This window comes from Dehalococcoidales bacterium, from assembly GCA_030698765.1.
Classification (GTDB): domain Bacteria; phylum Chloroflexota; class Dehalococcoidia; order Dehalococcoidales; family UBA2162; genus JAUYMF01.
The window spans coordinates 1-20,451 of the sequence record JAUYMF010000167.1 but is presented as its reverse complement, the minus strand read 5'-3'; the positions used below and the strand labels follow the sequence as shown (position 1 = coordinate 20,451).

Sequence of the window (20,451 nt, the reverse complement as noted above, 5' to 3'; positions counted from 1 at the left end):
ACGATGCTTCCTTCACTACCAATGACCTGATGCAAATGTACCAGCAGTTCCGGGCGCGGGTCTTGCGGTCCGTCAGCAAGGTAGCAGTGGTGCTGTAGTTCCCCACCCGGTATTGCTTGAATATGCAACGAAAACTGGAAGGGTATGTTCTGATAGGGCCTGGTGCCGTCGAACAGAGGCACCGCCGGGTTTATCGTCTCGAAATCCAGAAAATAGAGCGGGTACTTAAGGGATGACAGGAACTGCTTCAGCAAAGCGGCATTGATATACGGCTCGCCACTGACCACACAGGTATGCTGGATACGCTGTTTGTCGCTCAATTTATAGTCGGCAGGAATATCAGCGATATTGAGCACCCCGCTGCTATATAGCTCCTGGGACTTTTTACCGCCATAATACAGGGTAAATACATTATGTTCCGGCAGTCCCTCCCAACAATCACTCAGCAGGCAGTCATAGGGACTACTGCAGTGTGGGCCGATGGTCACTTCCGGGCATGACGGTGCCGCGATAACCTCAAGCATTCGGCTAATCCGGTCTCGTATGCCTGCGCTGGCAGCGATGACTTCGTCGCAGACATCCTGCAAGATAAAAAGCTCCTTCGGCTCAATCTCCCCGTTCTTGAGGTATTGATTGTTGATGTAGGCGAGGAAGCACTTCCTTATCTTCAGCCCGGCATCTTCCCAGCATAATTTCTGGAAAGAAACATCATGGATATTAACCTCTTTTACTGAAGTTGAGCTCTTCACCTCGATGATATCCCACTCGTCTTCATTCACCGGGTTCAGGATATCGACTCTGGAACAAATCCGTCCGGACCATACGCCGGCTTCGAATAGAGGTTTTTTCTGCTGAAGAAGCACCTTCGTCAGGGCGATGTTGGCCATGAAATCCTCAGCTGGCACATCTATTCCTCCGGGAAAGAGCTTCTTAGCCATCTCACCCACGAGGTGCCCCTGGTCGAAGATGTGCTGCGTAGCAGCACCCGGCTCTGGTATCCTGTCCGGCTCATTGCAGACAACCCAGAGGTAGCGAGGGCATTGCAGACCGTTAAGGTAGCGGGATTTTGACAGCAGTTTATCCGGCATGGCTCATTCCTTCACAGTAGAGGATGTAAAGCAGCTGTTTGGCGCGGCCGATGGTGGGCGGTACTGGGCTCGAACCAGTGACCTCTGCGATGTCAACGCAGTGCTCTAACCAACTGAGCTAACCGCCCGTATTCCAGTCCGGATTCTAGCAAACACTCTACCTGCCGTCAAACGGGCAAGTAAGGTAACCCGAGGTATTTTCTGATAAATCAGGCCATATTATCTTGCCGCTTAAGGGATGCGCCAGCTCGCCCACTTGCCTTTATCCGCTTCTCCGTTATAGGCTAACTTGGGCGTAATTCCCCTGGCAATGGCTGCCGCCACAACAGCCTTGGTGATATCACCGGCGATAAACGGAATTGCTCCCATGCCGAGAACCGAAGTGAGAGTTACGGTCTGCCCCTTCACCAGGCTGAGCCACAATCCCAGCTGAAGAAGTCCCGGAATATAAATCAGGATAAAATTAGCGAAGAGCATGAGCGTCAGCATACTCAGGAAACTTCTTGACCTGATGTATTTGTCAGTGAAATGCCCCAGGAAAAGGGCTGCCAGGATAAAACCAATGATATAGCCACCAGTCGGCCCGGCGAGATAGGCCAGCCCGCTGCTCAAACCGGCAAACCATGGAACTCCCAGAGCTCCAAGACCGGCATAGACACCCAAACTTATCCCCCCCCACCACCTGCCTAACATTACGCCCGCCAGCAGTACCGCGAATGTCTGGCCGGTCACCGGTACCGGGCTCCACGGAATGACCACTCTGACCTGAGCCAGCAAACCAGCCAGAGCCGCCATGCCCAGTGCCAGGGCTAGCTTCTTGGGAATGCTGAGCTCATACCGCCACCGGAAGGCATCATACTTGGCCTGGTTTATTCTTGCCGCTATCTCCACATTTACCTCCTCATGATTTTTTCACTGATGAAAATAGACTTACCGCTTTGGCTTCTGACTGCCGACCACCGCAATCTCAACATCCCTGCCGCAGTGGGGGCAGGTGATATTAAAAGTTATCAGCTGACTCATAACCCTCTCGGCCACGGCAGAAACGATCGAATCAATATTATCCAGACGCTGGTCTAACATTTCAAGGCTTTCCTTAATATGTCTAATTTCCAGCGCTTGTCCCTCACTTGCCTCAATGGACTGGTCTCTCTCTGCCAAAACTGCCCCTCCGCAATAATAACCGAACCTATTATAGGTGACAGGCTGCGCGATGTCAAAGTCCGGAAAGATAATAGAAAGCCGTATTTCCTGGGTACTCTTGATAAACTACCCGTATCTTCTTATAATAATCTTGATTAGCTCAAGCCAGTTAACGTATACTGCGCTGGAGAGACGGAGTAATTCTTCCTTACTAACATTACAGGAGGGAAGCAAATGGCTGAAGTAGAAATTGGCAGCGTATCCGACTTTTTTGCCAGACCGGTAGTAGCCGGTATTGAGTTGACGGCGCCTCTAAAAGTGGGGGATAAAATCCATATTATCGGCCACACTACTGACCTGGTATTCAGCGTTACCTCAATGCAGATTAATAACACTGATGTCACGGAGGCTAAAGCCGGAGATGAGGTTGGTATCAAAGTCAGCGACCGGGTGAGAAGAGGGGATAAAATTTATAAGGTCATTGACTAGAACCACGAGTATTTTCCAATTCCCGGTTAAACCTCTGCAAGAACTGCCCGCGGCGAAAGGTAAGCCTTACCAGACACAGCGTCTCATCCACGCTCATTCTAACCGATACTCTTGAGCAGGTTAGCCATCTCAATAGCATCCACCGCGGCATCAAAGCCCCGGTTCCCGGCTTTGGTCCCCGCCCGCTCGATAGCCTGTTCCAGGGTATCAGCCGTGATGACACCGTAGCTAACCGGTACCCCCGCATCCAACCCTACCCGGGCAATACCCTTGGTCACCTCAGAAGCGATATGTTCAAAGTGGGGTGTTGCTCCGCGGACGACAGCCCCAAGACAGATAACAGCATTATATTTCTTGGTCTCGGCCAGGCTTTTGGCTACCAGGGGAATTTCAAATGCTCCCGGCACCCAGGCGATATCAATATCAGCTTCATTGACGCCATGACGCAGCAAGGCATCCCGCGCACCGTCCAGCAGTTTCCGGGTAATAAATTCATTAAAACGGGAAACAACCACCCCGAACTTTAACCCTTCCCCCAGCAATGCACCTTCAAAAAGTTTACCCATCAGCGCCTCCTTTATTACTGAGACCAAATTACTGCCTGGAGACTTAACCGGCTAACAGCCAACCATAACCGCTGCCGGCAGATTACGCCTTTTACAAGTCTCCAGGCGATTTTTCCAGTCCGGGATACCCACCTCTGGTTTACTCGTCAACTCCGGGTAGCTTCAAAAGATGACCGAGCTTACTCTGTTTCGTCTTGAGGTAACGTAGATTATGCGGATTAGGAGGGACAATTATCGGCACGATTTCGACCACCTTCAGACCATAGCCCTCCAGGCCAATCACCTTTTTAGGATTGTTGGTCATCATTCTGATCTCACTCAAGCCCATGTCAGCCAGTATTTGGGCACCAATCCCGTAGTCCCGCAGGTCCGGCTCAAAGCCCAGGGAAAGGTTAGCCTCCACGGTATCCAGTCCCGTATCCTGCAGCGCATAAGCACGAAGCTTATTGTGAAAGCCGATACCCCGCCCCTCCTGTCTCATATAGAGTAGAACGCCCCGTCCCTCCGCAGCGATGCTCTGCAAAGCCAGGGCAACCTGCTCCCCGCAATCACAGCGCAGGCTGCCAAACACGTCGCCGGTAAGACACTCGCTATGTACCCGGACCAGTACCGGTTCACCGCTGGAAATATCCCCCATCACCAGTACCATGTGCTCATCGGAGTCAATATCACTCTTATAGGCAAGAGAGGTAAAGTCGCCGTATTTCGTCGGCAATTTCGCCTCAGCCACCCGGTGCACCAGCTTCTCATGGCGCGAGCGATAAGCGATAAGGTCAGCCACACTGATAATCCTAAGTCCAAATCTCTCCGCCATCGCCTCCAGTTGCGGCAGCCGCGCCATAGTGCCATCTTCATTCATAATCTCACAGATGACTCCGGCCGGATAGAGCCCGGCTATTTTAGCCAGGTCAACGATAGCCTCGGTATGCCCTGCCCGCACCAGAACGCCGCCATCCCTGGCCCGCAACGGAAACATGTGTCCCGGCTGGACCAAATCTTCAGGCCTGGTCGACGGGTCAATCATCACTCTTACCGTTTCCGCTCTATCCGCCGCTGAAATACCGGTACTCACCTTGTGCCTGGCTTCAACAGAAACGGTAAAAGCGGTGGAATGTTTTGAAGTATTATCCCGCACCATCAGCGGAATCCTCAGTTCATCAAGTCTCTCCGCGGTGACAGGCAGGCAAATCAATCCCCGGGCGTAGACGGCCATGAAGTTAATCGCTTCAGGAGTGATCCTTTCCGCCGCTATCGCCAGGTCGCCTTCATTCTCCCTGTCCTCATCATCGACGATGATGAGGAACTTGCCTGTCTTTATATCTTCAATAGCCTCAGGAATACTTGATAGACCCATTCTTCACCCTCTCGATTTTAAAAAGAGATACATCAGTTGACCAGGAAGCCGTGCTCCCGCAGGTAATCAACCGTTATCCCGTTACTGCGAGTTTGCGCAAGCTGCTCCACGTATTTGGCGATTATATCAACCTCCAGGTTCACCATAGCCCCTACCCGCCGGCCACCCAGATTGGTATGCCGGTAGGTAAAATCAACCACCGAAACCTGAAATGAAGCGGCGTCTCTGGCCACCACCGTCAGGCTGATACCATCCACCGCGATAAAACCCTTCTCCACCACGTAGCTCATCACCTCGTTAGTAGCCTTAAAGCCGATGAGCAGCGCCTCACCGTCCCGCCGGATAGAAGCCAGCTCCCCGGTAGCATCCACATGACCCTGAACCAGGTGCCCGCCCAAACGTCCTCCCAAAGCCAGGGCGCGCTCCAGATTCACTCTGTCACCCGCCGCCAGAAGACCCAGATTAGACCGTCTTGCCGTCTCTAACATTATGTCAGCCGCAAAGGTATCCGCCGTCAGGCTGGTAATGGTCAGGCATACGCCATTGACTGCCATACTGTCACCAGGCTTCGTATCCCGGAGAGCGCCATCCGCGACAATAACCAGACTACCCGAACGGACTGAGATAACCCTCCCCACTTCCTCAATAATTCCGGTAAACATCTTCAACTCTTCACATAGCCGCTAATCATCAAATCGTCGCCATATTTTTCAACGCTGGTGCGCTCCAGCTTAAGAGCATCAAATACTTTATCAATACCTGCCCCAGCCACCGGCGTCCTGGCACCTTCCCCGCCGATAATAATGGGAGCGATGAAAGCGATCACCTTGTCCACCAGCCTGCTGTCAAACAGAGAGCCGAGCAATATGCCCCCGCCTTCCACCAGTACGCTGGTGATTCCACGCTCACCCAGGGCTTTAAGTAAGCTGGTCAAATCCAGGGAACCGTCCTTCAAGGGTAATTCCAGCAATTCAGCGCCAACCTGGGTCCAGATTTGTTTCTTATCAGGGTCAACAGACTCACCCAGCGCCAGCAGAACCCCGCCCGGCTCATTAAATATCTGGGCGGTTGTCGGCGTGCGTCCCCTGCCATCGACAATCACTCGCAGCGGCTGCTTCCTCACCCTTCCTCCTTTGTCGCCACAGCGGCAAGTCAGGTGCGGGTTATCAGCGATAACGGTATTAGCCCCGGTCATAATAGCGTCAACGACATAGCGCAAGCAATGCACATATTTCCTTGATTCACGTCCGCTAATCCACGCCGAGTCACCGCTTCTTGTAGCGATTTTCCCATCCAGGCTCACGGCATATTTCACGGTGACAAAGGGCATCCCTGTGGTAATGAACTTGACATAGGCCTCATTAATCTCCCTGGCCTCATCCTCATGCTCACCCACAAATACCCTGATGTCCTTTCTTTCCAGCGCCTCTATTCCCTGACCCGACACCAGTGAGTTCGGGTCAATCATGGCCGCATGAACCTCAGAGACGCCGGCTGAAACAATTGCGTCGGTGCATGGTGGAGTACGCCCGTAGTGACAGCACGGCTCTAAAGTAACGTACAGGACGCTACAGCGGGCTTTTTCCCCTGCCTGCCGCAAAGCCATTATCTCAGCATGCCAGGAGCCCGGTGGTTGCGTGTAACCCTGCCCTACAATCTCACCGTCTTTAACCAGCACCGCCCCTACCGCCGGATTAGGGCTGGCTTGACCTAAAGCCAGTTTAGCCAGGGAAAGCGCCTGTTTCATATAGTCCATGTTATTGTCATTCTAGCACCTAATTTTCAAAAAGTGCAACATCAGTTCATCGAGCCAATTGTTCACCATGGCCTTTTTCCTTAATCTGCTGGCAGGATGACAGCAGATAGCGTATAATTGAAATCAGATGAGAACCTTTTTCCGTGATATTCTGACTACACTGATAATAGCCTCAGTAATCTTCTTCGGATTACAGAATACGATACAGAGCTTTATCGTTGATGGCCCCAGCATGAACTATAGTTTTCATGACGGAGAGCGGATACTGGTCAATAAGCTCATCTATAAATTCCACGAACCGCAGAGAGGGGACGTAATCATTCTGGAAGCGCCTCAGGAGTACGGCTCAAGTTCCACTCCTTTCATTAAGCGCATCATCGGCTTGCCCGGAGAAACAGTCGAGGTAAAAGATGGCATAGTCTATATTCGTCAGGCAAACGGCAAATCACTGACTCTGGACGAACCGTACATTACCCTGAATACGAGGAGAGATTTCAAGGGAGAGACGCTTGCCGAAAATGAGTACTTTGTCATGGGTGATAACCGCAACAACAGCGATGATTCACGCCATTTTGGAGGAATAGAGCGCCAGAGTATAATAGGTAAAGCCTGGCTATCAATCTGGCCGCCCCAGTACTGGGGATTGGTCAACAGCTATCCTGTAGCCAAATCAACCGGCAACCTCACCAGCAATAAATAACCGTGGCACAGGTTCGTCTAACAGGAAGGTAGCAGTTAATTACGGTACCAGTGAAGGAGAGCAGCCGCCGATGGACAACGTAGAAGAAATCTTCGAGAAATCAGGGGCCATACTTAAAGGGCATTTTCTGCTTGCCTCCGGACTGCATTCTCCGCTCTACTGGGAAAAGTTCCAGGTCCTGCAGTTTCCAGACTACACTGCCCGACTTTGCCGGATGATAGCTGACCGCTTCAGCGACCAGGGTATTCAGGTAGTCGCCGGGCCCACTACCGGCGGGATTATCCTGGCCTTTGAGGTGGGCAGGCAATTGGGAGTACGCGGTATCTTCGCCGAAAAAAAGGGGGGTACCGAAAGGACTTTTCAGCGCAGTTTCACCATTGACCCCGGGGAACGGGTGCTGGTTGTCGATGATATCCTTACCACCGGCGGTTCGGTTCGAGAAGTTATCACCGCGGTCAAGGGGAAAGGCGGCATAGTGGTCGGCGTGGGTGTCCTGGTTGACCGTTCCGACCAGGAGGTAGATTTCGGCGTTCCCTTTTTCAGTTGCCTCCGTTCGGCAACGATAACCCATGAACCGCAGAACTGCCCACTGTGCGCGGCCCAGATTCCCCTGATTAAGCCCGGCAGCCGTTAGCAACCCGTAAAAGATTGTGCTTTTGCGCCATATGCGCTATAAATATATGGGACTGAGTTTCAGGTAAACCTGCCTTCCCGGTAACTATTGATTTGAGTAACGGTTTTGCCTGAGCCGACCGGTTTCGAGCTTAATTAAAGGAGTCTACGATACCGGCACGCCTGATAAAATAAAGAGAGGACTGATGAATCCCGGAGTTTTAATCAAGTATAGAGACTTTCTGCCGGTCACCCCTCACACTCCCCTCATCTCATTAGGAGAGGGGGATACTCCACTGGTCAGGTGCGGAACGCTGGAGAAGGAAATCGGCTGCCAGGAACTGCACCTGAAACTGGAGGGGTGTAGCCCTACCGGTTCGTTTAAGGACAGGGGCATGGTGGTCGCTATCGCCAAGGCCATAGAAGCGGGCAGTACGGCGGTAATGTGCGCCTCAACCGGTAATACCAGCTCTTCAGCCGCCGCTTATGCCGCTTACTGCGGACTGACGGCTATTATTATCGTGCCTAAAGGTAATATCGCCCCGGGCAAGCTGGCCCAGGCTATCATCTACGGAGCCAAAATAATCGCCATCGACGGTAATTTCGACCAGGCCCTGAGCATCGTACTGGCGTTGACCGAGAAACACCCTGTCACCCTGACAAATTCAGTCAACCCGCACCGCATCGAAGGGCAAAAGACAGCCGCTTTTGAAATTATCGACGCTCTGGGCGAAGCCCCTGATTATCTTTTCATCCCGGTGGGCAATGCCGGCAATATCACCGCCTACTGGAAGGGATTCGTGGAATACCATCAAAATGGCAGGGCAACCAAGAAACCATCGCTAATGGGTTTCCAGGCAGAGGGCGCCGCCCCTATTGTCCGGGGTCATGTCATTGAGCACCCGCAGACGGTAGCTTCAGCGATACGCATCGGCAATCCGGCAAGCTGGCAGAAAGCGGTTGCCGCCCGTGATGAGTCCGGCGGTATCATTGATATGGTCAGTGATGAGGAGATCATGTCCGCCCACCGTCTGATGGCCACCAAAGCCGGAATTTTCGGGGAGCCGGCGTCAGCCGCCTCCCTGGCCGGACTAATCAAACTTTCCCGGAAAGGGATGGATTTCTCCAAGAAGAAGGTTGTCTGCGTGGTAACCGGCACCGGACTCAAGGATACTGACATCGTCCTGAAAAATGCCGATTCGTTCCTCGATCTGCCGGCTGATACACTGGCCGTGGAACGGGCCCTTGGCTGGAGCTGAAGCCACACAACATCTATTGACTGCTTAGCAGAGCTATCCTGAGACCACACTTGAGGAGGAGCATAGTGCTTGACCAGGCTGAGATTAAGAAAGCGGTAACTTCCATTATTAAGGCTATCGGGGAGGACCCGAAACGTGAAGGGCTCGTGGATACCCCGCGGCGGGTAGCCGAGATGTACAGCGAACTCTTTGAAGGGCTCACCATGGACCCGAAGGAAGAACTGAAAGTCGGGTTTGAGGAAGGCCACCGGGAAATGGTCGTACTTAAGGACATCCCGTTCTACTCGATGTGCGAGCACCACCTGCTGCCGTTCTACGGGGTGGCACACATCGGCTACATCCCCAACGCCAACGGGCGGGTGGTGGGCGCCAGCAAACTGGCCAGGGTGGTGGAGATTATCGCCCGGCGCCCTCAGCTCCAGGAAAGAATGACCTCCCAGATTGCCGATGCCATTGCCGAGGGGATCAAGCCGGAAGGTGTGGGCGTAGTCGTCCAGGCTGAGCATCTCTGCCTGGTGATGCGCGGCATCAAGAAACCGGGCAGCACTGTAGTCACCTCGGTGGTCAGGGGTATCTTCCGCAGCAAGTCCAAGACCAGAGCCGAGTTTTTCTCCCTGTTACAGATTAAATAGCTCGCTTTGAACTATTCTTCGATAGCTATGGCCGAGCACGGCGCAAACCAGGCGTCTCTCGCTTTAAGCGGCAGAGCTATCAGCTTGACCCGCGGTTTGGTGATGGCGCCGCAATTGACCACTCCTCCCACGCCAATTATGCCGGGACTACAGATAGCCCCAAATGCGGAATGACTCCTCCCGGTTCTTTTGTCCGTGCCGTTCATATCACAGCAGTCATAAAGAAAGATGTCACTCCCATTCTGTAACATAAGTTCTTTCAGCTTCGATGCCGCCTCTCCAGTGTAGTGGGGCCCCTTCTCTTTATAGTCCAGCCCCATCTTGATATATCTATCATTGTCCCCCCAGCCGGTACGGACGAGCAAGGCATCTCCCTTCTGGACGGGCGCCTTCTTGAAGGCCGCTTCAATCTCTTCCGGGTCGATAAACTCTTCCGCACCCTTGGGGACATCAAGGACGACAGTATCCCGAAGAACCAGCCTGTTCAAATCGACAGTATGCAGTCTTGCTTTGTCAGCCTCCCGGTACTCTTGCCGGTAACCGGGCAGGAGGATTCTGGTACCCGCTTCACAAAAGGCGGTGTAGACATGGAACTGCGAACCGGAAGTTGTCCCCCCTGTCATTTCCTTCTTAAATGGCTGCGGCCAAATCGGATGAGATTTGAAAGCCGGGTGGCTATACCCCGAAGCCATTTCCTCGTAAAGGGCCATTGTGAGATCGATTACTTTCATTTGGTTACCTCCTCCTAATATTTATTGCCGTCGGTCTTTGAATGAGACCGGGTTCCGGATAGAATATCCACTCTCGGATCTCCGTATGGAAGCAGTTCCAATTGCGGTACCACTGAGGACAACCATTCACGGATGTCCCCTTTATAATGCCTGCATGGAATTTTGTCAAGTTTTGGCTAAGTTTCCCGGCAGGTCGGCGATGGGAAGGAAGATTGATAATTTCCTCAAATATCAGCCGCTGGTAATCAAGTTAGGTCAATAGCGGAACCTGCCATACAGAAAGCAGACAGAATAACCCGGATGAACTAATTACACATAATTAATCGGGCAACAACCAGAGGTTGTTGCCCGATTCAAGTTTCCTATGCAAACAAGTTAGTCTTCCAGAGCCACTATAGAGCACGGGGCCATATGACCGCCCTTAACCTTCATGGGGAAGATCATCAGTTTTACCCGCTGCTTGGTGATGGCGCCGCAGTTAATCACCCCGCCGATAGCGATCATGCCGGCGCGAATGGTGAAACCACCACGGGTCATGTTCTTTTTGTCCACTCCGCTCATGCTTTCCATGTCATAGGTCCAAAGGTCACTACCATTCTGCTGCATGAGTTCCATTAACCTGTTGCCACTGGCGACATTAAAGTGAGGACTGTTGTCCTTATACAGATCCCCCAGCTTGTAATGTCTGCCACCATCCCCCCAGCCGGTGCGTATTATGAGCGCATCTCCTTTCTGGACCGGTGCTTTCTTAAAAGCAATGTCCAGTTCATCCGGTTGGACTATCTCATCATCCCTCTTCGGGATATCAATGACAACCGCCTCCCGCATCATCAGCCTTTCCACAGGGATTTGCTCGATCGTCGGGTCATCTCTATATTCTTTCCTGAAACTGGGCAGGATAAACCTGGTACCCGGCTCGCAGAAGATGGTGTAAACGTGGAATCTGGAGCCGTCAGGGTCCCAGGAGCGAGTCTCAGTAGCCACGAACGGTCTGGGCCACGTCGGGGCGGTACGGCAACCACCGAAACCCACCATACCGGGCTGGTCTTCAAAAAGAGGCGCTGTCAGATCGATTATTTTCATTGTTTATAACCCCCTTTAAATATTCGAGTTTCTAAACTAAACCGCCGCTCAGGTCGCTCCTGACATCAAATCAGCGGTCCGGAACAAGTAACGGTCTAATCTTCAACAGCCACCGCCCGGCATGGCGCCATATGACAATAAGCTGCCTTAATGGGCAATACCGACAGCTTCACCCTGGGCTTGGTAATAGCGCCGGCATTGACAATCCCGCCGATAGCAATCATACCCTCATTGATGGTAAAGCCGGCGAACTGTCCGGTAGCCGGGTCAGTACCGCCCATATCGCAGTTATCATAGAGCCAAATCTCGCTCTCATTCTTTTTCATAAGATCCATCAACTTACTGGCAGCAGCGGCGCTGTAGTGAGGGCCCTGCTCTCTATACTCATGCCCCATCTTCAGATACCGCTCATTGTCCCCCCACCCGGTACGACAGAGCAAGGCATCACCCTTCTGTACCGGTGCCTTGTTGAAGGCCGCTTCGAGCTTATCCGCAGCCAGCCACTCTCCAGGCTTCATTGGTATATCGATGACTACAGTATCTTTCATTATCACTTTTTGGAGGTCTATGGTATCCAGTGTCGCGTCATATTTTAACTGTGCCCGGTAGCTGGGCAGGATGAACCTGGTTCCGGGTTCGCAGAAGATGGTATAAAGGTGCATCCGTGAGCCGTGGGGTTCCCAGGAACGAGTCTCGGCTATTTTGAACGCATCCGGCCACATCGGATGGTTTTTAAACGCCATGTGACCGTAACCGGCAGGCATCCCTTCATAAAGAGGCATTGTCAGGTCGATTATTTTCACTTCAGTTCCCTCCTTTGATTAATTTGATTTTCCCCCAAATAGAGTGGGATAGACGCACTATAGCACAAACGAAGTTTTTGTCAAGTGCGTATTCCCGTTCCACAATAAATAGATAAAAAGGCCGGATAGCCCCCTAAAAAATCTAGGGGGTGGACGGTTTGAAACCGTCCACCCCGGTTCTAGAGGTATTTTCCTTCAGCCTCTTCCACTAATAGCCCATTGATTTCTTGAGTTCCTGGTCAATCCAGATAAACTTGGTAAAATTCTGGGGCCTCACATAGGAAACGATCCACTCACCATGATAATTCTTGACCCACGGCTGCCACATGATTGACTGGTGCGCCATTGGCGTCTGTATTACCCACGCCTGCTCCACGGCATACTTGTAGAAATCCTTCACTATCGCGTCAGCCTTCGCCCGCTCAAAGAAATAGATATCCACAACCTCCTGGTACGTGTCATTGGCGAATTTGTCATCAATCATGCTCAGGTTCAGAGAATCCTCAGGGTTGAACGGGTGCCAGGCGTAAGGGGTTCCGTTAAGGGTTTCTTTCCTGATGATAGCATCTTTGTGCGTTCTACCCTGTTCAATGGAGCGGAAAACGCCGACCTCCTTTACCTGGATATCAAGATCCACGCCAATCTTGGACCAGTAGTCTTCCACTATCGCCAGTAAGTCAACATCCGCAGCGGTAGCAATCACCTCAATCTTGAAGCCAGCGGCATAGCCAGCCTCAGCCAGAAGCTGCTTTGCTTTCTCCGGATTATAGCTGAACATTTCCTTGACTACTTCAGATTGCTCCTCCAGCGGGGTGTAACGGGGCAGACCATCAGCCCAGTCTTGCTCCGGCCAGTTCACAATCAGTCCTTTACCCCCGAAGTAGTTATCTACCATTCCCTGTTCATCTATCGCCATTTGAAGGGCACGCCGGACATTAATGTTGTGCCAAGGTTGCTCCGGCTTATCTGTCCGCATATAGATCGACAGTGAGCCGTTGGGATAGCTTCTTTCCATCATCTCCGGCCTGGTCATTTTAATGACATCGGCATCTTCCCAATCGAGCGCATCCAGCCAGTCAGTCTTACCGGTACGCAGCGCCGCCAGCATGGTTGAACGGTCCTCAATCATCAGAATCTTGATAGCATCAAGGTAAGGCAATTGGTTCCCTTCTCTGGGGCCAAAATAGTCCTTCATCCAGTAGTCAGGATTTCTGACAAAGGTGGCTGAACTCTTGTCAAGATAATCCACCATCATGAAAGGGCCGGTACCAACATGGCTCTCCCAGTTTTGCATGCTCCCGTACTGATCGATAACCTCTGGTGGCTGTATGGCATTAAAAACAGCCGTCCACTCAAAGAGCGGCTGCAGATATCCGGGGTGAGCCTTCACCTCAACCGTATACTTGTCGATTGCCTTTAAAGACACCGGAAGTTCCTCAGGCAACATCCTGGTTTCCCAGTAACCTCCCTTGACTTCCGCTTTCCGTTTAATCGAAAAGATGACATCATCGGCGACAAATTCTCTCCCGTTCACCGGGGCCTTAGCCCACCAGCGGACTCCTTTACGGAGGTGATAAACAAAGGTGACATCATCAACTATCTCCCAGCTCTCAGCCAGGGAACCTCTCATAACGGGATACTGGTTCGTCCAGCTCAGGAAGCTGGTCTCATTTGTGCCAGCCGGCCCCTTTGAGTAGTCAGGTTCGAGCAGTTCATCAAATCCCTGAGCAACAGAGGGGTTCACTGTCTCTCGCCCTGCACGGAAAGCATGGTCGAAAGCACCTGACCACCCCGAGGTCCTGATGAATGTAAATGTTCCCCCGTATCGGGGTGTCTCAGGACTGGGCGTCCCTGGTGTCGTGGGAGCAGTTGGAGTTGTCGGTGTCGTTGGGGTTGTCGGTGTTGTTGGAGTCGTGGGCGTCGTGGGCGTCGTGGGTGTTGTAGGGGCTGATGGAGCGCAAGATGCCAGTATGAGAGATAGTACCATCAAGCTAACCGCTGCTAACCAAAAGTTCCTTTTTTTCATTCATTACCTCTTTAAGATTTTGTCTTCTATGGTCTTTATGTAAAGGGAAACGTCCCGGTTCAGAGTTGTAAAATCCGGAAAAACCTGCGATAGCGGGATTCAGGTGAAGCCAGGCGCGGCAATCATAAAGTAAAGTCGGCTAAAGTCGCTCATACCAGAACAGGCGGCGTCAATATTCCCCTTTGTTCCAGGTCCTGCCGCACATAGTCCAGCCCGATTTCATGCAGTGTTCCCGCGGCTGGAATGCCGTCATTGTCCCAGCCCTTCAGCTCGTAATAACGGTCAATCCACCGGTTGAACAAAGCCCGGTCAATCTGCCGGTGCGGCGGTTTGGGGGATTTTTGGAAGAATAAATCAGGCATATCATCGCCCTTTCGGCTGACCCCTTCTCTTACATTATAGGCCCGTACAAGGTGTATTATCCGCTGCGCTATCCTGGTTATCCCGGCTTCGTCGATATCCATACCGGTTGCAGCCGAGACCAGTTCAGCCATCAAAGGGCGATTATTGAAGGGAGGGAAAGGCCAGAAATTTGTCCAGAAAAAGCAGGTTCCGGTCACATCGGTGAGAGTCAGGATTTCCTCATTGTAGGAGACAAACTGGACCATGCCTTCGTAATCAACTCCGGTGAGGTCAGGTTCAGACAGGAAGAATTTCTCAAACTCTTTAGGATATTGAAAGTACCCGGCTTCGATATACTTCTTCTTTTCTTCCCAGGGTCGTTCCCACATTCCATACGTCCCGCTCAAGCCCCGGGTGCGGTCTGCCTTATCAATGGTGGCAATTGGTAAGGCGAGACGGGGCTCGCCTCTAACATCAAGAGGAAGCGGCTCCAGTTTCTTGGTATTATGAGCGTAACCCTCGGCGCCCCGGCCGATACGCCGGGCAGCGCGGTAAACGCCGTCAGCCAGGACATCACCCACCCCCTCCCGCCGGGCAATTTTCTCAATCAGGGCGTAGACCACATCGGCCTTTCCCCAGTCAAGAACGATGCCGTCGGTATCTTCCCTGGTCAGAATACCCCGCTGATAGAGCTCGATAGCGAAGCCGATGATATCAGCCAGCGAGACATCATCCAGGCCGTGTTTCTGACATAAATCATAAAATCTCAGGCTGAAGTCGTAATCTAATACCCGGGAGTGTACCATACCGGCACAAACATACTGGCACTTGCCGATAACATATCGGCCATTCATGGGATAGACCCTTTTGCATCTCAGAGAGCAGTTAAAACAAGCGGCATCCCTGGAATGCATTTTCCGGTAATCACCCTCAGATGGTTTGGCAAAACTGGTAATCTGCTGCTGGAGCTCGGGGGAAACGCCGCTGAAGTGGCCTGATGCCCATAGCCGTTGACCGTCTACTCCGGCGCCCAGCCACCTGTTTTTCCCCCCTACCTCCCAGGATACGGCGGAACGGGCAATAATCTGGTCACATAATTCAAAGAGCCTGGCGCCGTTAAAAACATTAACGTCACCGGTACCGCGGACGGCTATCGCCTTTAAGTTTTTATCCCCCATAACAGCGCCGGCGCCGCCGCGGCTGGCGCTGGCTGAACTGCTGCCTTCGATACTGGCTGAATAAACCCTGTTTTCCCCGGCCAAGCCGATGGATATGATTTCAATCTCATTATTGTTCGCTTCTTCCTTGATGAGCTTTTGAGTCTCGAAGTTATCTCTCCCCCGGAGATGGCTGGCGTCACGCAGCTCTACATGGTCATCATCTATCCATAAATATACCGGAACGGGCGACTTCCCTGAAAAGATTATGGTGTCATAGCCGGCCTGTTTTAGCTGGGGACCGAAGAAACCACCCATAGCACAGTAATACTTGATACCCAGCACCGGAGATTTGAAGGTAATAATAGTACGATTGGCACTCGGTACCATGGTGCCGGTGAGGACACCGGCACTGACTATCATTAGATTATCCGGGGAGAAAGGGTCAACCTCGGGGGGTACCCTGTCCCATAATATTTTGGCGTTGGTCCCTTTGCCCCCGAGAAAGTCCTCGGTCAGCTGGCGGTCGGTAGCTCTTTTTTCAATTTTTCCCCGTGACAGGTCAATTTCTAATGTGGTGCCAGCCCAGCCATAAAGCATCCGTTACTCCCTGGGTAATCTACTCCGGTTCCCGGAGGCATGAAGATAAAATAACTGTATTACTCTAATTATTAAGCACGGTTTTTGTCAAGACTCGGGTGAGTTTGCGGAATAGCCGCGTAACCAGCGCTGAATCTCGTCCAGCGCCGGCGGCGCTACGCTGAATACTTCTATATCAGCGGGAAATTGTACCCGGTGACCTGCCCGGATAAAGAGGATGGCGGCTTCCTTATCTTTAAGGGTTTCATCTATCTTTCTGGCGATGTATTCATACCTCTTCTTTGAAGCCCCGGCAAAGAAGTCAGAGATAATTTTAGCCACCTTCTGACTGATAAAACCCAGAAGCAGGTGCCTCTCCCAGTCCATGCTTTCCTCAGCCAGTTCAGTATCTTCAACCGCCTCAAACCGGGCGCCGCCCTGACAATTCGCCCGTACAATCTGACAGCTGGAGGGGTTCAATTTCTCCAGGATTGCCAGTCCTTCTTCGCCGGCCACCGTGATTGATTCATGGTAGACACGGACAACCCCTCCCACCGTTGACTCCAGGTTAGCCAGGTGCTCCCCCACCTGCTGCCAGTAGAGGTTAAACTTCTCATTATACTCTGCCGGCGCGTCTTCCCACTGAAACAGCAGCGGAACGAGGTATAACTTTCTCTTATCCCTGAACTGGCTTGCCGCTGGCTTTTCTATCCTGCCTAATTCTCCGGTCATTACTACCCTTTCTCAGTTATTACTAAACCGGCTATGTAATCAGCCAGTACCGAAACCTCAGGCATCGCTGAAAACATTTCTGATATCGGGATGCAGGGTGCTTCCGAGTCTTTCGATAGCTTCACGCATGATTCTGGTAAGCTCCGCCTGTTTTTGCTCAAATTCAGCCCGCGAATAGAGCTTCTCCGGATGCAGATAAATATCATCCACGACCCTGATTGCTTTCGGTACCTGGAAACCGGTTGGGGAATCTACCCAGTCTTCGAGTCCACCTCTCAACAGTGAATCCAGTATCCCCATGGTATGCTCTACTCTGATATCCATATAATGCTCGTCTTCACCTACTCCGCCGGTATTGAGCAGGTAATAATTCAGATGAGGCAGACCTTTGATTACTTTATAAAAGATATTAGCATGCTGAGCCAGATCACCGGCGACAAAGGGATCATAGAAAAACTCGCTCCTGATCTTTCCGGCTTGAGTCGGGTCACCGGCTGAGGATTCCATCGCCTGCCCCAGAACCATCATGGCCGTTGCCTGTTCCCGGGTTAATTTTGATATCGCCGGAAATATCGGTCCCCGGGTGATGAGAACCAGGTTATCAACCCTGTCCACATCAATATAGGGGCTGGCATGCAGAAAGTACTTTCTTAATATGACTGCCCTGCCGTTTGATGTTCTTTCGTAATTGTAGAAGTCAAAGTCCCCGTCTTCATCAACATACACATTCTCGCAGACGGTCTCCGGTTCCAGCAGACCGTAATATATTTCCACCTGTTCCCCGGGGTGGACTCCCTCTGTCTTGACGAAGATACCTCCCGCCTCAAAACCATGGAAGGAGCCGTCAGGCATGAGCGTCCCCCCGTCATCCTGAATCAACCATGACTTCTCCTTACCCTTCCGGGCCAGGATCCGGCAGGTGGTGGTGGTCTTTCCCTTAGCACTCAAGGCGGTAAGCAGCGTGGTTACGGTCTCATAGTCACCGTGTACTGACTGCAAATAGTCCTCCCGGCAACCGGCGTGCAGGAAAATACCGCCCTTTCTGGTCTTGGCCGCCCAATCTTCAGCCGCAAAAACGCCTTTCTTGTATTCACCGATATAGTTACCATTCCGGATTATCTTGACGAAACGGCCGTCATCAAGCATCGCCAGTCTTATCGTAATATCCTTTTCCGGAAGCGGCTTGGTTTTATTAGGTTCAAAAGCTTCGTCAGCGAAAAATATGATTTGATAGTCTGGCTTCTTTACTTCTCCTTTAGCCGGAATAAAGAGGTTTCCTCCCCCATAGGCAATGTGAGCGAAACGCTCGGGAACAATCAACCGTACCGTTATACCGCTATTCTCATTCCCCACAATCCTGTCTATGGAAATGAGACGCTCCCTGGATAAAGCCTCTTCACACCGGGTAAGAAGCTTTGTTTCTTCATCACCAAAAGTGTTGTCAACACTGTTCCTGGTGAACATGGCTGACCGGGAGGTGGGGTCACTTTCGGCAACATAATTCCCGTATCTCGTTTTCCTGACACCGGGCGCTTTTTCCACAAGCTGCCGCAATATTTCGTCCGAGGGGTTATCCTTTAGTCTGTCTTCAGATACTGCTTTTTCTCTGATTCGCTCAACTGTCCGGACAAATGATCCCAAGTCGAATCCTGCCACCTGAGTCTCCTTTTCCTGCAATGCTTTCTATAGTTCCGGTCCTTTTGGCCTGAACCGCTTAATATATGTACCCCGGCAATATTCACCGCTGATAAACTTGATGAAATAATGGGGGCTATTTCGTAGCACGATTATACCATATGTCACATAAAACCATAAAACACCCGGTTCAAATACGCGGGATAATGTGTGATATAATTAGTCTAAAACTTATGATTGAAAGTTATTTCTCCGATTAAGAATTCAGGGCAGACCGCATGATTCGTCAGTGCCAGGCAGACGATATCGAAAGGATATACGCCGTCATTAACCAGGCCGCCACCGCCTATGAAGGCACAATACCGGCTGACTGCTACCATCAACCTTATATGAGCATGGCAGAACTCGAGAGGGAGATGAAACGCATCACCTTCTACGGCTGGGAAGCAGACGGGGAGCTTGTTGGCGTCACCGGCCTGGAAGCAGTTAAAGACGTCACGCTCATCCGCCATGCCTATGTATTACCCCGCTGGCAGCAACGGGGAATCGGCGGTAAACTCCTTAACCATCTCAAGACACTGGCGACTACGCCACGCCTGCTGGTGGGGACATGGGCTGATGCTCACACGGCAACCCACTTCTACCAGAAACATGGTTTTCAACTGTTGCCTGATAAGGACAAGCTGTTAAAAACTTACTGGGACATCCCCGGACGCCAGATTGAAACCTCGGTGGTTTTAGGCATCGAGAAGACCACATAATCAGCGGAACTGAAGGGATAGAAGGAAACGCTATAGCTCGGCTTGCAGGAGAGTGGTAGTATCCTGGACACCCTGAATGCCGCGTACTTCACTGACAACTATCTTGGCCAACTCAAAAATGCTCTTGGCTTCAGCGACAGCGATGGCATCCCACTGCCCGAAGACAAGATTGACATCAACGATACCGGGGGTGACCCGAATCTGGGCCAGGGCGTCAGATTCCAGACCGGGAACAATCTTGATGAGAAGGTATCCTTTCACCATTAAGTGCTATTATATTACTGATTGAGGCCGTCTGGCAAGTACCCCATCCCTCCAGAGCTTCATCAGCTTCACCGGCACTACCCGGTTGGTTAAATCCGCATCGCTTTCGGTGTAGACCTTGATATAGTTATCGGTCAGACCGGTCCAGAACCCGTCACCAGCCGGCTGCTCCCACAATACCGGGCTGATCCCACCTACAAAGCGTTGCCGGAAGTCCCGGGCGCTTTCCCTGGCCAGCGCCAGCATCTGCCGACTGCGTTCTTTCTTAACCTTATCATTGATTTGCCGGGAGAGCGATGATGCCTGAGTGCCATCACGCCGCGAGTAAGGAAAGACATGAATACGGGCAAATTCCATCCGCCGGCAGAAATCCTGGCTCTGCGCGAATTCCTCTTCTGTCTCACCGGGAAAACCGACGATAACATCAGTGGTGATTGCCACATCCGGCACCTGAGTCCGAATTAAAGATACCGCCTTCTGATAATCACCGGACGAGTAATCCCTGCCCATCCGGCGGAGCACTGCGTCACTGCCGCTCTGGAGTGACAGGTGAAAGTGGGGACATAACCGGAGATTCCGCCACAATGCCAGAAGCTCCGGGGAGATCTCCTGCGGCTGTAGAGAAGAAAGCCTTAATCTGGGAATATCAGTCTGCGCCAGGATACGCTCCAGCAAGCTCGCCAGTCCAACACCGTTATCGTCATACGAGCCAATCTCGGTACCGGTCAGTACTACTTCC

At 51.9% G+C, this 20,451-nt stretch carries 22 protein-coding genes and 1 tRNA gene; 6 read left to right on the top strand and 17 right to left on the bottom strand.

Going from position 1 to position 20,451, the window contains the following annotated elements; translation table 11 throughout:
- From Q8Q07_08220 to Q8Q07_08205, 4 genes are all read right to left on the bottom strand, one after another.
- The coding region (locus Q8Q07_08220) for a DUF2779 domain-containing protein (protein ID MDP3880267.1) at nucleotides 1-1,088 on the bottom strand (1,088 nt) is incomplete at its 3' end.
- A 51-nt stretch (nucleotides 1,089-1,139) separates the two neighbouring features.
- Nucleotides 1,140-1,216 (bottom strand) — tRNA-Val (locus tag Q8Q07_08215).
- 103 nt (nucleotides 1,217-1,319) lie between these two features.
- Nucleotides 1,320-1,979 carry a biotin transporter BioY gene (locus tag Q8Q07_08210; GenBank protein MDP3880266.1) on the bottom strand — a complete coding sequence of 220 codons (660 nt, stop codon included), beginning with the start codon at nucleotides 1,977-1,979 and terminating at the stop codon, nucleotides 1,320-1,322.
- A gap of 39 nt (nucleotides 1,980-2,018) precedes the next feature.
- Complete coding sequence (locus Q8Q07_08205) at nucleotides 2,019-2,249, bottom strand: hypothetical protein (GenBank protein ID MDP3880265.1); 231 nt, start codon at nucleotides 2,247-2,249, stop codon at nucleotides 2,019-2,021.
- 216 nt (nucleotides 2,250-2,465) lie between these two features.
- Between Q8Q07_08205 and Q8Q07_08200 the strand changes: the two genes are divergently transcribed.
- Nucleotides 2,466-2,720: a translation elongation factor-like protein gene (locus Q8Q07_08200; GenBank protein ID MDP3880264.1), complete on the top strand. Its 255-nt coding sequence runs from the start codon at nucleotides 2,466-2,468 to the stop codon at nucleotides 2,718-2,720.
- 98 nt (nucleotides 2,721-2,818) lie between these two features.
- On the opposite strand, the gene ribE is transcribed toward Q8Q07_08200, so the two are convergent.
- The 4 genes from ribE to ribD all read right to left on the bottom strand — a co-directional run bounded on the left by ribE (nucleotide 2,819) and on the right by ribD (nucleotide 6,396).
- Nucleotides 2,819-3,286: a 6,7-dimethyl-8-ribityllumazine synthase gene (gene ribE, locus Q8Q07_08195; GenBank protein MDP3880263.1), complete on the bottom strand. Its 468-nt coding sequence runs from the start codon at nucleotides 3,284-3,286 to the stop codon at nucleotides 2,819-2,821.
- A gap of 139 nt (nucleotides 3,287-3,425) precedes the next feature.
- Nucleotides 3,426-4,640, bottom strand: a complete 1,215-nt coding sequence (locus tag Q8Q07_08190; protein MDP3880262.1) for a bifunctional 3,4-dihydroxy-2-butanone-4-phosphate synthase/GTP cyclohydrolase II — start codon at nucleotides 4,638-4,640, stop codon at nucleotides 3,426-3,428.
- A gap of 32 nt (nucleotides 4,641-4,672) precedes the next feature.
- Nucleotides 4,673-5,302: a riboflavin synthase gene (locus Q8Q07_08185; GenBank protein ID MDP3880261.1), complete on the bottom strand. Its 630-nt coding sequence runs from the start codon at nucleotides 5,300-5,302 to the stop codon at nucleotides 4,673-4,675.
- Nucleotides 5,303-5,304: 2 nt separating this feature from the next.
- A complete protein-coding gene (ribD, locus tag Q8Q07_08180; GenBank protein MDP3880260.1) occupies nucleotides 5,305-6,396 on the bottom strand; it encodes a bifunctional diaminohydroxyphosphoribosylaminopyrimidine deaminase/5-amino-6-(5-phosphoribosylamino)uracil reductase RibD in 1,092 nt (363 codons plus the stop codon).
- 127 nt (nucleotides 6,397-6,523) lie between these two features.
- On the opposite strand from ribD, the gene lepB reads away from it, so the two are divergent.
- The 4 genes from lepB (at nucleotide 6,524) to folE (ending at nucleotide 9,599) form a co-directional block, all read left to right on the top strand.
- A complete protein-coding gene (gene lepB, locus Q8Q07_08175) occupies nucleotides 6,524-7,096 on the top strand; it encodes a signal peptidase I (protein MDP3880259.1) in 573 nt (190 codons plus the stop codon).
- A gap of 70 nt (nucleotides 7,097-7,166) precedes the next feature.
- Entirely contained in the window at nucleotides 7,167-7,730 is a 564-nt protein-coding gene (pyrE, locus tag Q8Q07_08170; protein MDP3880258.1) for an orotate phosphoribosyltransferase, read from the top strand.
- Between the two features lie 184 nt (nucleotides 7,731-7,914).
- On the top strand, nucleotides 7,915-8,967 hold the full coding sequence (thrC, locus tag Q8Q07_08165) for a threonine synthase (GenBank protein ID MDP3880257.1): 1,053 nt from the start codon (nucleotides 7,915-7,917) through the stop codon (nucleotides 8,965-8,967).
- Between the two features lie 65 nt (nucleotides 8,968-9,032).
- Nucleotides 9,033-9,599, top strand: a complete 567-nt coding sequence (gene folE, locus Q8Q07_08160) for a GTP cyclohydrolase I FolE (protein ID MDP3880256.1) — start codon at nucleotides 9,033-9,035, stop codon at nucleotides 9,597-9,599.
- 11 nt (nucleotides 9,600-9,610) lie between these two features.
- Here folE and Q8Q07_08155 read toward each other — a convergent pair whose 3' ends face one another.
- From Q8Q07_08155 to Q8Q07_08125, 7 genes are all read right to left on the bottom strand, one after another.
- Nucleotides 9,611-10,330, bottom strand: coding sequence for a cyclase family protein (locus tag Q8Q07_08155; protein MDP3880255.1), 720 nt, complete (start codon nucleotides 10,328-10,330; stop codon nucleotides 9,611-9,613).
- Between the two features lie 375 nt (nucleotides 10,331-10,705).
- Nucleotides 10,706-11,413, bottom strand: coding sequence for a cyclase family protein (locus Q8Q07_08150; protein MDP3880254.1), 708 nt, complete (start codon nucleotides 11,411-11,413; stop codon nucleotides 10,706-10,708).
- Between the two features lie 95 nt (nucleotides 11,414-11,508).
- Nucleotides 11,509-12,216: a cyclase family protein gene (locus Q8Q07_08145; GenBank protein ID MDP3880253.1), complete on the bottom strand. Its 708-nt coding sequence runs from the start codon at nucleotides 12,214-12,216 to the stop codon at nucleotides 11,509-11,511.
- Between the two features lie 208 nt (nucleotides 12,217-12,424).
- A complete protein-coding gene (locus Q8Q07_08140; protein ID MDP3880252.1) occupies nucleotides 12,425-14,242 on the bottom strand; it encodes an ABC transporter substrate-binding protein in 1,818 nt (605 codons plus the stop codon).
- Nucleotides 14,243-14,391: 149 nt separating this feature from the next.
- A complete protein-coding gene (locus tag Q8Q07_08135; GenBank protein ID MDP3880251.1) occupies nucleotides 14,392-16,341 on the bottom strand; it encodes an aldehyde ferredoxin oxidoreductase C-terminal domain-containing protein in 1,950 nt (649 codons plus the stop codon).
- Nucleotides 16,342-16,428: 87 nt separating this feature from the next.
- Nucleotides 16,429-17,052, bottom strand: a complete 624-nt coding sequence (locus tag Q8Q07_08130; protein MDP3880250.1) for a hypothetical protein — start codon at nucleotides 17,050-17,052, stop codon at nucleotides 16,429-16,431.
- 57 nt (nucleotides 17,053-17,109) lie between these two features.
- Entirely contained in the window at nucleotides 17,110-18,708 is a 1,599-nt protein-coding gene (locus tag Q8Q07_08125; protein ID MDP3880249.1) for a phosphoenolpyruvate carboxykinase (ATP), read from the bottom strand.
- A 257-nt stretch (nucleotides 18,709-18,965) separates the two neighbouring features.
- Between Q8Q07_08125 and Q8Q07_08120 the strand changes: the two genes are divergently transcribed.
- Complete coding sequence (locus Q8Q07_08120) at nucleotides 18,966-19,448, top strand: GNAT family N-acetyltransferase (protein MDP3880248.1); 483 nt, start codon at nucleotides 18,966-18,968, stop codon at nucleotides 19,446-19,448.
- A gap of 30 nt (nucleotides 19,449-19,478) precedes the next feature.
- Here Q8Q07_08120 and Q8Q07_08115 read toward each other — a convergent pair whose 3' ends face one another.
- Nucleotides 19,479-19,712 (bottom strand): Lrp/AsnC ligand binding domain-containing protein, encoded by a 234-nt coding sequence (locus tag Q8Q07_08115; GenBank protein ID MDP3880247.1) that lies wholly within the window; start codon nucleotides 19,710-19,712, stop codon nucleotides 19,479-19,481.
- Nucleotides 19,713-19,721: 9 nt separating this feature from the next.
- Nucleotides 19,722-20,451: radical SAM protein (locus Q8Q07_08110; protein MDP3880246.1), on the bottom strand; the 730-nt coding region annotated here is incomplete at its 5' end.